At 43.5% G+C, this 13,515-nt stretch carries 12 protein-coding genes; 2 read left to right on the top strand and 10 right to left on the bottom strand.

Annotation, left to right across the window (positions count from 1 at the left end; translation table 11 throughout):
* Window positions 1–4: 4 nt before the first annotated feature.
* Window positions 5–421, top strand: coding sequence for a gamma-glutamylcyclotransferase family protein (locus ACXAH2_RS05545; protein ID WP_475077183.1), 417 nt, complete (start codon window positions 5–7; stop codon window positions 419–421).
* Between the two features lie 63 nt (window positions 422–484).
* On the opposite strand, the gene ACXAH2_RS05540 is transcribed toward ACXAH2_RS05545, so the two are convergent.
* The 4 genes from ACXAH2_RS05540 to ACXAH2_RS05525 all read right to left on the bottom strand — a co-directional run bounded on the left by ACXAH2_RS05540 (window position 485) and on the right by ACXAH2_RS05525 (window position 6,502).
* Complete coding sequence (locus ACXAH2_RS05540; RefSeq protein ID WP_475077182.1) at window positions 485–1,999, bottom strand: alanine/glycine:cation symporter family protein; 1,515 nt, start codon at window positions 1,997–1,999, stop codon at window positions 485–487.
* A gap of 299 nt (window positions 2,000–2,298) precedes the next feature.
* Window positions 2,299–4,272 (bottom strand): tripartite tricarboxylate transporter permease, encoded by a 1,974-nt coding sequence (locus tag ACXAH2_RS05535; RefSeq protein ID WP_475077181.1) that lies wholly within the window; start codon window positions 4,270–4,272, stop codon window positions 2,299–2,301.
* A 23-nt stretch (window positions 4,273–4,295) separates the two neighbouring features.
* Window positions 4,296–5,378, bottom strand: a complete 1,083-nt coding sequence (locus ACXAH2_RS05530) for a Bug family tripartite tricarboxylate transporter substrate binding protein (RefSeq protein ID WP_475077180.1) — start codon at window positions 5,376–5,378, stop codon at window positions 4,296–4,298.
* A gap of 62 nt (window positions 5,379–5,440) precedes the next feature.
* On the bottom strand, window positions 5,441–6,502 hold the full coding sequence (locus ACXAH2_RS05525; RefSeq protein ID WP_475077179.1) for a 4-oxalomesaconate tautomerase: 1,062 nt from the start codon (window positions 6,500–6,502) through the stop codon (window positions 5,441–5,443).
* A 118-nt stretch (window positions 6,503–6,620) separates the two neighbouring features.
* Here ACXAH2_RS05525 and ACXAH2_RS05520 point away from each other — a divergent pair, with 118 nt between their 5' ends.
* Window positions 6,621–7,517, top strand: a complete 897-nt coding sequence (locus ACXAH2_RS05520; protein WP_475077178.1) for a LysR family transcriptional regulator — start codon at window positions 6,621–6,623, stop codon at window positions 7,515–7,517.
* On the opposite strand, the gene ACXAH2_RS05515 is transcribed toward ACXAH2_RS05520, so the two are convergent.
* From ACXAH2_RS05515 to ACXAH2_RS05490, 6 genes are all read right to left on the bottom strand, one after another.
* Window positions 7,518–8,471, bottom strand: a complete 954-nt coding sequence (locus tag ACXAH2_RS05515; protein ID WP_475077177.1) for a class I SAM-dependent methyltransferase — start codon at window positions 8,469–8,471, stop codon at window positions 7,518–7,520.
* Window positions 8,472–8,620: 149 nt separating this feature from the next.
* The gene (locus ACXAH2_RS05510) at window positions 8,621–10,000 is read right to left on the bottom strand and encodes a PepSY-associated TM helix domain-containing protein (RefSeq protein ID WP_475077176.1); all 1,380 of its coding nucleotides are present in this window, start codon (window positions 9,998–10,000) and stop codon (window positions 8,621–8,623) included.
* A gap of 138 nt (window positions 10,001–10,138) precedes the next feature.
* Window positions 10,139–10,735, bottom strand: coding sequence for a DUF2946 domain-containing protein (locus tag ACXAH2_RS05505; protein WP_475077175.1), 597 nt, complete (start codon window positions 10,733–10,735; stop codon window positions 10,139–10,141).
* 10 nt (window positions 10,736–10,745) lie between these two features.
* Window positions 10,746–11,114, bottom strand: coding sequence for a DUF2750 domain-containing protein (locus tag ACXAH2_RS05500; RefSeq protein ID WP_475077174.1), 369 nt, complete (start codon window positions 11,112–11,114; stop codon window positions 10,746–10,748).
* Window positions 11,115–11,201: 87 nt separating this feature from the next.
* Window positions 11,202–12,221, bottom strand: coding sequence for an adenosine deaminase (locus ACXAH2_RS05495; RefSeq protein WP_475077173.1), 1,020 nt, complete (start codon window positions 12,219–12,221; stop codon window positions 11,202–11,204).
* Between the two features lie 122 nt (window positions 12,222–12,343).
* Window positions 12,344–13,411: a BMP family ABC transporter substrate-binding protein gene (locus ACXAH2_RS05490; RefSeq protein WP_475077172.1), complete on the bottom strand. Its 1,068-nt coding sequence runs from the start codon at window positions 13,409–13,411 to the stop codon at window positions 12,344–12,346.
* Between the last annotated feature and the right edge of the window lie 104 nt (window positions 13,412–13,515).

The raw sequence follows: 13,515 nt of genomic DNA, 5'->3' as shown, positions 1-13,515 counted from the left end.
GGATATGGTTAAGGTATTTGTTTATGGCACATTAAAAGAAGGTTTCCCCAACTTTCATCTTAATCAAGGAAAACGCTTGGATGGCGACTTTGTGACGCAACAGAGTTTCCCCTTGTATTTGATCGGTGAACGTCATTCACCTTGGTTAATGCTGTCTGCAGGTCTTGGACATCCCATAAGAGGGCAAGTGTTTGCGGTTTCAAAAGAGGTTTTAGCAGCAATGGATAAGCTTGAGCGGTGTGATCAGGCGAATGGATATAAAAGGGTGACGGTGAAGGTGAAATGTCTGCAAACAGGCAATGTTTCAGAAGTCTATATGTATGGTAAGCCTAGTATCTTGCTTGATATTAAAGAGATCAAAGCAGAGTTGCCTGGTGAATATGGGCAAGAACATGCGCGTTTGTATCGTTCAAGGATCTAATAACTAAGTAAAAACAAGGCCAGCGAATAGCTGGCCTTGTTTGTTTAAGATTAAAGACAGAGCTTATGCGTCAGTCTTTTTCTCTGCTTGCTGCTTTTCTAGACGTTTTTCCCAGAAATCAGCGCCTTTAATACCTAAGGCTTTTGGATCAAAAGTGTAGTCAGTAACGCCACGCGCTTTTTGATTTTCGTAGTCTTTAAGCGCTTTCATAGTGGGTTTCGACATAAAGAAAATCAGCAAAATACCAACAATGTTTAGCCAAGCCATTAAGCCGACACCAACGTCACCTAAATTCCAAATGTAGCCCGCCGTGTTTACGGTTCCGTATGCCACCATAAACATAATTAATAGTTTGACTAGGGTTAGTGAAACGTTCACGTTTAAAGCTTGGCGCAGATAAGCTACGTTGGTTTCTGCAATATAGTAGTAGGCCAAAATAGTGGTGAAAGCGAAGAAGAACAAAGCAATACCAACAAAGGCAGAACCTGTGTGACCAAATACGCTTGCTAAGGCCATTTGAGTAAAGGCAGGTGAAGCAATAATAGTGGATGCATCCACATTTTGTACGATGAACTGACCTTCCGCTAGTGTGCCTTGGACATTGTATTGTTGCGTGATCAAGATCATTAAAGCGGTAGCCGTACAGATGAATAACGTGTCCACGTATACAGAGAAAGCTTGTACTAGACCTTGTTGTGCAGGGTGCTGTACTTCAGCCGCGGCAGCGGCATGTGGGCCAGTGCCTTGACCAGCTTCATTGGAATACACGCCACGTTTTACCCCCCAACCAATCGCTGCACCAAATCCAGCTTGAGCAGTGAAAGCATCAGAAATAATCAAGCTGAAAATGCCTGGTACCTTATCAAGGTTTAGGAAAACGATGATTAATGCCATGATGATGTAACCCATCGCCATGAAAGGCACAATGACTTGCGTGAAGTTAGCGATGCGTTTGATGCCACCAAAGATGATGAAAGCTAAAACCACAAGGATAACGGCCAAGGCCAATAGTTTAGTAGAACTTACTTCACCAAAAGAGCTGGTGACCATAGTGCCTTCACCAAAAACTTGCGTTACGGCATTACCCACTGAGTTAGCTTGGATACCTGGTAAGAAAATACCGCAGGCAATGATAGAAGACAGGGCAAACAAGACTCCCAACCATTTCCAACCTAAGCAGCGTTCAAAGTAATATGCTGGGCCACCACGGTATTGGCCATTTTCGCTAACTTTGTAAAGCTGACCTAAGGTCGATTCTGCATAGGCTGTGCTGGCGCCTAAGAAGGCCACAACCCACATCCAGAAAACAGCACCTGGGCCACCAAATCCAATAGCGGCTGCAACACCGGCAATGTTACCAGTACCAACACGCCCTGATAGAGATACCGCCAATGCTTGGAAAGAGGAAATACCTTTTTCAGAGGTATTTCCGTTAAACAGCAAAGTCCACATTTCTTTGAAATGACGAACTTGCGCAAAACGCGTTAAAATTGAGTAGAAAAGACCTGCGCCAAGGCAGAGATAAATTAAGGCTGGGCTCCAAATGATACCGTTCAGGAAATCAATGAATGCTTGCATAGTGAATCCTCGAGTATAAGCTCGGTGAGCTTTTTTAGTTGTTATATTCCTGATGAAGAAGCAAAACTTGTGGTTTTTTTTCTTCGTACTAATGATGCGTACTAAATTTCATAATTAAGTTTCTTAGCATTAAGAAAAAGTATGCACCTTAGTGGGGCGAATTTACCATAATTGCCAAAATTAGGCTATTTAACAAAGCAAAAAATACCCTTAATAAAAAAAATCCCGCCCCTAAAATGAGGGACGGGATATAAGGCGGGAGCGCCTTAAAGAATATGAAGTGAGACACTTTGTATCGATTAAATAACCAAATTAATGGCATCTAATAGATACAGGTCGAACATGCCTTCTGGATAGTCAACATGCATAATACGACCCAAGGTTACCAAGAAGATAACCAGACACACGGCAATGGTGCTGGACTTCAGGTAAGAGGCTTTGGCGATCACTCGCAAGAACACCAAAGAAAATACGAAGGTAGTGCAAATAAAGCCAAACAAGTAGTAGCAGTAGGCAATACCAAAGAAACCGGCAATGTATACTAAATTGGCCGTCAACTGAGCGGGAACCAAAGGATGTTTTTCTCGCACGGCTTTAACCCCCACCATCATTACTGAGAAGAGAACAATAGCAATGGCAATAATAGGGAAAGAACGCGTTAACTCTGCCATGTTCCATACATCGTATAGAGCATAACCACCACACACAGCGAAGATAGCCATGATAGCGTAATCTGCTAATGACATGGTTTGTTGCTCATCTTCTGCAGGAGCAACGGCTTTTTCTGCATCACTGGCGTGCGCCAATTTCGCTGCTTTACGTTTCTTCAAAACAGGTGGTAGAACAAATCCTATGATGATAAGCGCTGCAATGATTAAGACTCCAGGACGTGAAAACCAAGAAGTTCCATAGAACTGGATGCTCTGGAAGAAGTAGTTTTCTGCGCCTGAAGACAATACAAAGCCAATTAAGAAAGCAGGGCGAGGCCAGTTTGCGCCTTTCATTAAAATGCCAAGGCTGGCTACCACGCCAAGTAAAATGAAGTCCCCCAAACTGCGTGTTGCTTGATAAGCGGCAAACAGAATAAGGGTCAAAATAATCGGCGTTAATACAGAGAACTTGATGTAAGTTAATAATGAAATTGGACGCGTAAAACAAATACAGAAAATAGCGCCCAAAATGTTAGCCATGGCTAATGACCAGATAATGGTATAAGTCAGGTCTAGATGCGTGGAGATCATAGAGACACCTGGTTGAATACCAAGTAGTAGCATACCACCCAAGAAAACTGCCGCGGAACCAGAACCAGGTACACCGAACAAGATGGTAGGAATCATGCTGCCGGAAGCACAAGCATTGTTTGCTGACTCCGGTGCGATAACACCACGGATTTCGCCCTTACCAAACTGTGACGAGTCTTTGCTTGAGTTCAAAGCAAAGCTGTAGGTCATCCAGTCCACCACGGAACCACCCAAACCTGGGATAGCACCGATCAAGCTACCGAAAACAGATGACTTACCAACTAAGGGTAAATTAGCAAATACGTCTTTAAAGCCTTGGCCTAAGCCATGACCTAATTTGTTTTTTGCTGAGGCAATAGCACTGTCTTTAACCAGCAGACTTACAATTTCAGGTAAAGCAAAAATACCCAAACCAACGATAACAAGTGGAATACCGTCGTACAGATAATCAATATCTAAGGTAAAGCGGAATTCACCGGTTGCTGGCGCACCGCCAATGGTGCCAACCAACAAACCAAATCCACATGCGGCTAATCCTTTATATAGGTTGCGACCAGACAAGGCAGCCACTACACTCAAGCCTAACAAGGTCAACATGAACAATTCTGCTGACGAGAAGGCCAATACAACAGGGCGAGCAACTAGGATAAATACGCTAAGCACGATAGCGCCCACTACGCCACCTATCATAGAAGATAGGAAGGCGGCAGCCAGAGCACGTGCTGCTTGACCTTTCTTCGCTAATGGGAAGCCGTCCATCACAGTTGCCTGTGATGAACTGGAGCCTGGAATACCCATTAAGACAGAGGTAAAGGTATCTCCTGTCGGAATTACGGCGACAAGTCCCATCAGCATGCCGAGACCTACGGAAGGTTCCATCCCATATAAAAAAGGCAAGAGTAAAGACATTCCGGCAATACCGCCAAGTCCAGGAATAATCCCTACGACTAAACCGACCAAGACACCTGTAATTAAGTAGGTGAGATGGCCGATAGACAGGATTTGGTCCAGGGCGCTGAGGAACTCAATCATTAATAATAACTCCTAAAACCAGATTACAGAGAGTAATCAAATTTTGTTTTCAACCATTGCGCAACCCATTGGTATAGCTCTGGTGAAATATTAAGCGCTTCGCTTAGGTGCTGTGCAGCATCGATACCTTCAACGTTAGTATAAGGGCCTACCTGAACAGCAGATTCTTCGATGAAAGTAGTATCTTTTAACATCGCTTTAATGCCTTTACGGTAAGCCGCAATTATATCGCTTGGTGTGTCAGCAGGGATAAAGATAACTTTTTGGAAAGCAAAACCAGCCGCTAGGAACTTAGAGTAGGCATCATAAGCTTGACCAGAAGGTTGCTTACCGTATTTCTGGAAGTAGACTTCTTGGAAAGTTGGAAGGTTCGGGAACGCGGGATCACGAACCACTTTACCTTCTTTGTTTAGTACACCTAGAGAGAATAATGGTACTGCTTTGTCGTTATTTACAAGATCAACCACTGAGTTCAAGTAAGCAGAAGACGTTTGGAAGTCAATTTTAGCTTCACCACGTTCAAAGGCCAGACGACCAGCGCCACGGCTCTTCATACCAAAAACAGGTTTAACATCCAAACCTAGCATTTCAAAAGCGATCAATACAGGTAACTCAAGACGAGTTGGACCTTGAGAACCGAAAGGTAGTGTTACACCATCAAGCTTATCTATGTCAGCTGCAGATTCAACACCTAGGTTAGGTTGTACATAAACAACACCGCCAGTTGGGCTAGCCATTAGAGGCACCCATTTGTCAAAGTTATAACGTACACGTTTATCGCCCAACATGTATGGGAATAGAGTAGAGGCAGAAGTACCTAAAATGTCTTGGCCGTTATCTTTAGCACGCTTGTAAAACAAGTTAGTACCTGTGATGGAACCACCACCTGGTTGGTTTTTGATTACAACGGTTGGATTGCCTTCAAGGTTTTTGGTTAGATGAGGGGCAATAAAACGAGCCCAAACATCCGTACCACCACCCACGCCAAATGGGATGGTCCAGTTAATAGTAGAAGGAAGCTCAGCTTCTTTCGCTTGCAATGGAGCGGATACTAAACAACTGAAAGACAGTAGAGAAGCACCTAATAGCGTAGAAAGTTTTTTCATCGAATTTTTCCTTTCTTGTTTTTATGACTAATCAATACCACGATTTAGCTGTATTGAAACGATTAATTGAGATATACCGTACCGGACAGTATTTTCTTCGCTGTACGTACCAGAGATACGCTGTTTAATGCTGATGGTTCATCTTCCTTGCGTTGAGCAGTCAGCTCTATCGTTCCTGATGGATGCTCTAAAGTGAAAAAGGACGCATTGGCTTTTTCACCAATCAGTTTTGACGCCACAGTGCCGGGTAAGCAGCAAGCGGTAACAATGGCGATACTGCCTGTTACGGCTAATGCTTTATGGCACTTGTGCGGTACAAAATAACGTGCACATACGGTTCCGCCTTGGCCTGCGGGTGACAACAGAATAGGCTTAGGAATCACGGAATCAGACACATCCCCCATGCCCATTAATTGCCCAGCTTGCAGACGAATGTTTTCCAAACGAGACATAAATTCGTGATCTTCGTCTAATTCTGCAGGTGTCTCATGACCCGACTTACCTAGGTCTGCAGCATTGATAATTACCACAGGTGTGGCGGCGTCAATACAAGTCACTTCAACCGAATCTATTAGGTTGATTTTCTCACCTGTTGGTAATAACTTGCCTGTTTTTGCTCCTTCTACATCTAGGAAGGTCAGTTCAATTGGCGCACCAGGTGAGTTGGTACCACTAATAGTAATGTCACCTTTATATTCTACTTGACGATTAGGGGTTTGAACTGTTGATAAAATGATTTTTCCTGTATTCAAATTGTGAATACGCACCGTGGTTTTACCTTCTTGTGCTGGAAACAAACCCGTTTCGATTGCGAAGGGTGCTACTCCTGCAAGCATGTTGCCGCAGTTTGGAGAGAAATCGACTTTTTGCTCAACAATGCCAACTTGTGCAAATAAATAATCTACGTCTGCATCAGGATGGGTCGAAGGACCAACCATCGCCACTTTACTGGTTAGGCTGTTACTACCGCCAATACCATCAAGTTGAAGTTCATGGCCTGACCCCATGATCTTCATCAAAACCTCTGCACATGCCTCTCTGTCTTCAGGCAAATCAGAAATATTTAAATAAGGGCCTCGAGATGTGCCGCCACGCATAATCATGCATGAGATGGTTTGAGACATTGAGATTAACCTTTATTGTTGTTTGATCTAGGCGCCTAAGGTCTCATAACTAATATTGCTGCATCAAATGCAAACATAGGTCATAATTGATGCATAACAGTTATTAATTGGATGGGTTATGCATCAAATTGAATTTAAAGATCTGATGATTTTTATCCGTATTGCTGAGACGGGAAACTTTCACGATGCCGCTGAATTAACGCATTTGTCGCAACCAGCACTGAGTCGTCGAATGCAAAAATTAGAGGCGATTTTAGGCGCTCCCTTGTTTGAACGTACGACACGAAAAACGTGGTTAACATCGGTAGGACGGGAATTTTTACCCAAAGCAAGACGTATGTTGGAAGAGTTTGAACTGTCTGTATTAGGTATAAAGGACATGGCTTCGCAGCAAAAAGGTAAGGTAACCATAGCCTGTATTCCGACGGCGGCATTCTACTTCTTACCCAGTGTTATCCATGTTTTCAATGAAAGATACCCTGGCATTCGTATTCAAATTCTTGATGAGAGTGCCAACCATGGTTTGGAATCTGTGATTCGTGGAGATGCAGATTTTGGTATCAATATGGCCATTGCACAGCACCCAGAAGTGACTTTTACTCCTTTGCTGGACGATCCATTTGTGGTGTGTCTACGCACCGATCATCCGCTTTGTGAGCTTGAAGAAGTCTCGTGGACGGACATTGAACCCTATAAATTAATCAGTGTGGGGCGTGCCAGCGGTAACCGTATTTTGCTGGATAAGTCGTTGGCTAGAGATCAGGTGCAGCTGAACAGCTTTTATGAGGTGCAGCACTTGTCTACATCACTTGGTTTGGTAGAAATGGGGCTGGGTATTTCCATCGTACCAAAATTAGCAATGCCGCTGAGTGCTGCATCAGTGCTGACTTCTCGTCCTCTAAAAGGGCAACAAATTGATCGCTCCATTGGCTTGGTGAAGCGCAGTTCAACGTCCTTATCCCCTGCGGCTGACTTGTTTATCAATATCTTGTTAGAACATTGGTCAAAAGTGTAATCAGACTTTTTTCTGGAAAATGAGCGCCTTTAAGCTGGACTCATCGTCAATATCCGGAAACTCGGGGGGATTTAATAAACGCTGTTGAAACTCAATCTCGGCGGCGTTTTCTTGCATGGCATCAATAACAAATTTTGAGTCGATATTCGGGTCGTTTGCACAGGCTAATACCTGGCCTGATGACGTCAATAAGTCCGGCATACGACGTAGAATTTTCTGGTAATCCTGAGTTAAAGCAAAGCTGCCCTTTTGGAAGCTCGGTGGATCGATAATGACCAAATCATAAGGGCCATATTTGTTGATTTTTCCCCAAGATTTAAGAATGTCATGGGCGAAAAATTTTACCTTACTCATGTCTTGTTGGTTGAGTTTATGGTTTTCCCGTCCTCGACTTAAAGCGGCCTTGGCCATGTCAAAATTAATAACGGATTCTGCGCCACCAGATAGGGCGGCCACAGAGAAACCGCAAGTGTAAGAAAAGAGGTTAAGCACTCTTTTATTTTGACTGTTTTCTTTTACCCAGCGACGACCATAGCGCATGTCGAGAAACAAGCCAGTATTCTGATTCCGCCCCAACGACATTTGAAACGCAAGATCATCCTCATAAGCCACAGGATTGGGTTCCAATTTTCCCCAAATTAATTCAGTTGGATTTCTGTCTTGGTATCTGTATTGAAGCAAAATGCTTTTCATCGAACAGTTTTGCCATTTTGCCTGATGCGTCCAAGACATTAGAGTCTGATGAAGCTCATCTAGATGATCTTCAGGTAGCGCTTTAAAGAGGCTAACCAAAATATGCCCCGCAATGTAATCAACCGTTACTTGCTCTAAATCTTGGAAGCATCTGCCACGACCATGAAACAGTCTGTGCAATTGTTTGGGATTATCAAGTGGCTTTTGAGAAAGCTGATCAAGTACATGATCTGTAAGAAAAATAAAATGCGGGAGAGTCATATCTAGGTTACTGTGAAAAAGCCATATCTTACTGATTGTTGGCACATTTGTCAGAACTTATTGTTTAGCAAATGGCATTTGGGCAGAAATCATGAAGTACAAACAGAAAAGGTGCAAACCGAGATCATATCTCGGTTTGCACTAGTATATTAACTTCTATGCCAACGCCATGCGTCAATCAATAGAAAGAAGACTAAGCTAACGCCCATTACTGGCATGCTTAAGCCTAGTGCAATGGCAACCAGCAAGGTCACGATTTTTTGCAGTCCGTTGAGTTTAGACCAGGCTTCTAGCAAGGGTTTGGTGGTTGAACCTGGGTTAGGGCGACGCAACCACCACATTTTGTAACCCCAGATGATCATCACACAAAGAGATAAGCCAAATAGGGTTAGTAGTATTTGATTGGCAATACCAAACAAAACACCCATGTGCGCATCAATACCCCAGCGAATTAACTTGGCAACCAGCGGGAAATTATCAAACTCAGCTTTACTGGTGACTTCTAAGCTGTTTGGGTCAACCGCAACGCTGTCGACTTGCGTAGGCCAAGAGCGATCAATTTCACGAACGAACCAAGCTTTATTGCCAGTTCGATCTGGCTTGATTTCAATTTTGTTCGCTTCTAGACCGGCTTCGCGAGCTGCCTGCAACACGCCATCAAATAAGGTATCGGTATTTATTGACTGTGATGAGTTGCCTGTCGTTTGCCCTGTATGATCACCATGGTTAACATGATCTGCATGCTCATCCTGCACCGCCGTGGTTTGATCTGCTAGACTCAGATCAACCGAAGGCGTAACCCAACCAATGTTTGCTCTTAGTGTACCTATGTTACTGCCAGCCCATTTAGACCAAGTTAGCCCAGTAATTGAGACGAACACCATGCCTATAAAAATCCATAAGCCAAGTTGATAATGACGGCGACGTTTACGTAAATGCTCGGTTTTACTCGCGACGTCGGCACGGTTCTTTTTGCCGCCTTTGTACCATAAAAACAGACCGCCAAGGGCGGCAATCCAGAGCCAAGATGCAGCTAGTTCACTGTAATAGCGACCCACTTCACCCAGTAACAATTGACGATGGAAAAAGTCAATGGTAGTGCGAATAGGCAGTACACCACTGGTACCGTAAACGGGTAAATTGCCCGTGATATTTAACGTCACTGGGTCTACGAATAGGGCTCTGGCTCCGGTTAGATCGGCGCTTGAATCTAAAAACATAACCCGAGTGGTGTCTCCCACTTCTGGCGCTGGGCGAACGGCAAATAGGGTTAGATCTTTTGCTAAAGAAGAGCGAGCAGCGGCAATTTGACGACTGAGTGGTTGATAATCTCCACGACTGTCAGTGGTTAAAACTTCTTTGTATACCGCTTGCTCAATTTGCGGTGTCAAAATGTAAAGAGTACCGGTGAATGCCGCGATGAAGATAAAAGGGCCGACAAATACGCCGATATAAAAATGCAGACGCGTTATCAGTTGTAACAAAGCATTATTGCTCGATGCCTTGTTAATATTCGATTGACTGGACATAAAATCTCTCTTGTTTAGGCACACTTTTTTTGGGCAAAAGCATACCTCTGAATTCATATTCAATAAGTCGTAATACATAGGGAAGGAGCTCATAAAGTTGCACACTTTCCCTAGTCTATATTTAAGTAATTTATGAGATCAGTGAGAGAAAAAAGGCGGTGCTCTGGGTTTGATCGGGGTGAAAATGGCGAGGTATTTACGCACTAAAACGGCGTAGAAGATGCTCGGATAAGGCTCAAAATCCAAAGGAATAATGTCAAAGGTTTTGACATCCAACCAACTTAGATGAAACAACAAGGAACAATAGCCACAAGCCTCGAGTACATTGATGCTTCCATTGGCATGTCCATGATGATTATGGTGTCCTAAATGATTCGTATGAGTAGACTGAGTTGAAGATGGCGTTGTAATGATGTACGACTTGGAATGACTTTCATGATTATGATGGCCTGAAAACTTAGTTGCCTTTGGTGTATTTGCCAAATCAGATGTGAATGCAATGTGATGCTGATGCTGATGCTGATGTGAAGAACTTGGTTTGGTTTTCCTTTGCTCTGCAATCACAATATTGACATGTTTGTCTTGAATGAGCTTAATTACCTGAGAATACAAAGGGCCGACATAGATTAGAAACAGACAAAATAAAGCCAGTAACACACCTAACTGCGTTTTGGCTTTATTGATAGAAAAACTGGCTTTGATCGTCACAGTTCGCATGCTTTTTGATGACTGCACAGGTGATCTGTTAAGTAGCCTGAATATCGCGAGCGTGCTCTTCGGCCGAAGAGACAATACATTCTCCAGCCATATTAGGCGCTACTCCAATTGAATATTTATCCTGAGTCATACCTGGTAACCATTTTTCCGTCCAATCTACAGCGGAAATTTCCAAGCCTTTAAACTCAGGGGAATCTTTCGCACCCCAGTGAAGCGCCATGTCTTCGTTGGGCCATACAGGAAGTACTTGCTCGGCATTAAGTGGAATAATCAAGCAACCTTGCTCATCCGCTAAGGTCCAAATTGACTGCCCTTGCTGGACTCTTTTTACCATTTTGCTGTATCGCTCATTACTGGTTAAGCGGAAAAAAGCATCGTCGAATGGTTTGTCAGACATGAAATACAACCTGAAATAGAAATTTGCAGTGGATCATATCACAGAGCTTTTGAGTTAATAAAATTTTCGCCTTCCATGGCAGAAAGTTTAATGATCAAACAGAATGTCGAGTTGCTGTAAATGTTGTTTTTTAATTGCGCTTTCCATCCAGCTGCCTTCAATACCATTGCGAGCCAACTGATAAAGTTCTTGTTTACTGATTTGTGTGTGCTCAATGAGTGCTTGGTAGTTATCATTCATGTAACCACCAAAATATGCTGGATCGTCTGAATTGACGGTGGCTTTTAAGCCTAATTTCAACATGGTAAGAATGGGGTGATTGGTCATGTCATGGACCACACACAACTTGAGGTTAGATAATGGACAAACCGTTAGGGTAAGCTGTTGTCTGGCGATCTCCGCAACTAAATCATCGTCTTCAAGAGCACGATTGCCATGGTCTATCCGTTGTACCTTAATCAAATCCAGTGCTTGCCAGACATATTCTGGCGGTCCTTCTTCACCGGCGTGGGCGGTAATCTTTAAACCCAAATCACGACAGGCCGCAAAAACCTTGGCGAATTTTTCTGGTGGGTGTCCCACCTCTGAGCTGTCCAAACCGACTCCGTCAATCCAATCTAAAAATGGCTTGGCTTGTTCTAAGGTGTCAAACGCACTTTCTTCGCTTAGGTGGCGCAGGAAAGACATAATGAGTTGATAGCTCATGCCCCATTTTTGTTTTGCATCTTCTAATGCTTGACGAATGCCTTTGATTTGAACCTCAAACGGCACACCTCGTTCAGTATGACCTTGCGGATCAAAGAAAATCTCCACATGTACGACATTTTCATCATGGACTTTTTGAAGATAAGCCATGGTTAGGTCGTAAAAGTCCGCTTCTTTAAGCAGTACCGACATGCCTTGATAATAAAGATCGAGGAAGTCTTGTAGATTAGTGAATTGATACGCCGCTTTTAGTTCTTCAACTGTGGCGTATTTGAGAGTGACTTTATTGCGTTGCGCAATGGCAAACATCTGTTCTGGCTCAAAGGTACCTTCAATGTGTAAATGAAGTTCGGTTTTTGGCATGGCTTTGGCGAGCGCTACCAGAGAAGCTGAGTTGGTCATGAGATCACCTTTAAAACAGATAGGTTGAAATGTATTTAGACACTATAGGGAATATAAATTGAAAACGACAGAGTAAAAAAGAGGGGGAATATACAGCCAGCAAAGCTGGCTGTATAGCCATTTTAGCGAGGAATTTCGTCAGTGATGCCTTCAACATACCAATTGACTTGAGCAAGTTCTTCGTCAGTCAGTGAATGACCGGCAGGAACAACGATGTTGCCTTTGTTGTCTTTAATTGGGCCTGTGAAAGGCTTCAGTTCACCTGACTTAATTGCAGCGTAAGTCTCTTTGATCTTAGCTTGAACATCAGCAGGCAAGTTAGGGTTGATAGACTCAATAGTTAGCATGTCTTCTTTGAAGCCACCCCAGAAGTCTTTCGGTTCCCACGTTTTGTTCATAACCGCTTCGGCTACGCTAACATAGTATGGCGTCCAGTTATCACGTACTGAGAACATGTGCGCTTCTTTGGCAAATTTACTCATATTAGACGCTTGACCGATTGCTTTCATACCGCGTTTTTCAGCAGCGATAAGTGGTGCAGGGCTGTCGGTGTGTTGCACAATAATGTCAGCACCTTGGTCCATCAAAGCATTGGCAGCATCGGTTTCTTTACCTGGGTCGTACCAAGAGTTTACCCATACAATTTTGATTTTTACGTCTGGATTAACCTTTTTCGCAGCCATGTAAACTGTGTCAATGTCACGGATGACTTCAGGAATAGGGAAGGAAGCAATGTAACCAATGGTATTGGTTTTGGTCATCATACCGGCAGCAACACCAGAGACATAGCGACCCTCATAGGTACGTAATACATAAGTACCCACATTGCGTGAACGCTTGTAACCTGTAGCGTGTTCAAAGGTGACTTTAGGGAAACGCTTAGCAACCTTTACGGTTGGGTTCATGAAACCGAATGACGTAGTAAAGATCAAATCGTTACCGGCTTTCGCTAATTGCGTAATAACGCGTTCAGCATCGGCACCTTCAGGCACGTTTTCAACATAAGTGGTTTCCACTTTATCACCAAAGTGTTCTTCAAGACCAATACGGCCAAGATCGTGCTCATAACTCCAGCCCAAATCACCGACAGGACCCACGTAAACAAAGCCGACTTTCAGTGGGTCATCTGCTTGCACAGCACTGGCACCAGCCAGTAGTCCCAAGCTTAGCAGTAAAGATTTCATTTTCATTTTTTGCTCCTATTGTGTGCCCATTGGGCTTATTGCACTTCAAAACATTTATATGAGTCATTAAGGAAAGTCTTATGACAAGTCCATTTTTCAAACTCATGGAC

Source organism: Marinomonas sp. ABL3_031 (assembly GCF_056161265.1).
Note: the sequence above shows the minus strand (reverse complement) of the source record. Positions and strands in the feature narration are given on the sequence as shown.

Coding starts and splice junctions, on each gene's coding strand:
- ACXAH2_RS05545 (WP_475077183.1), top strand. CDS start 5: ATGGTTAAGGTATTTGTTTATGGCACATTAAAAGAAGGTTTCCCCAAC.
- ACXAH2_RS05530 (WP_475077180.1), bottom strand. CDS start 5,378: ATGAAAAAACTTTCTACGCTATTAGGTGCTTCTCTACTGTCTTTCAGT.
- ACXAH2_RS05520 (WP_475077178.1), top strand. CDS start 6,621: ATGCATCAAATTGAATTTAAAGATCTGATGATTTTTATCCGTATTGCT.
- ACXAH2_RS05510 (WP_475077176.1), bottom strand. CDS start 10,000: ATGTCCAGTCAATCGAATATTAACAAGGCATCGAGCAATAATGCTTTG.
- ACXAH2_RS05490 (WP_475077172.1), bottom strand. CDS start 13,411: ATGAAAATGAAATCTTTACTGCTAAGCTTGGGACTACTGGCTGGTGCC.
- ACXAH2_RS05535 (WP_475077181.1), bottom strand. CDS start 4,272: ATGATTGAGTTCCTCAGCGCCCTGGACCAAATCCTGTCTATCGGCCAT.
- ACXAH2_RS05525 (WP_475077179.1), bottom strand. CDS start 6,502: ATGTCTCAAACCATCTCATGCATGATTATGCGTGGCGGCACATCTCGA.
- ACXAH2_RS05515 (WP_475077177.1), bottom strand. CDS start 8,471: ATGACTCTCCCGCATTTTATTTTTCTTACAGATCATGTACTTGATCAG.
- ACXAH2_RS05495 (WP_475077173.1), bottom strand. CDS start 12,221: ATGACCAACTCAGCTTCTCTGGTAGCGCTCGCCAAAGCCATGCCAAAA.
- ACXAH2_RS05540 (WP_475077182.1), bottom strand. CDS start 1,999: ATGCAAGCATTCATTGATTTCCTGAACGGTATCATTTGGAGCCCAGCC.
- ACXAH2_RS05500 (WP_475077174.1), bottom strand. CDS start 11,114: ATGTCTGACAAACCATTCGACGATGCTTTTTTCCGCTTAACCAGTAAT.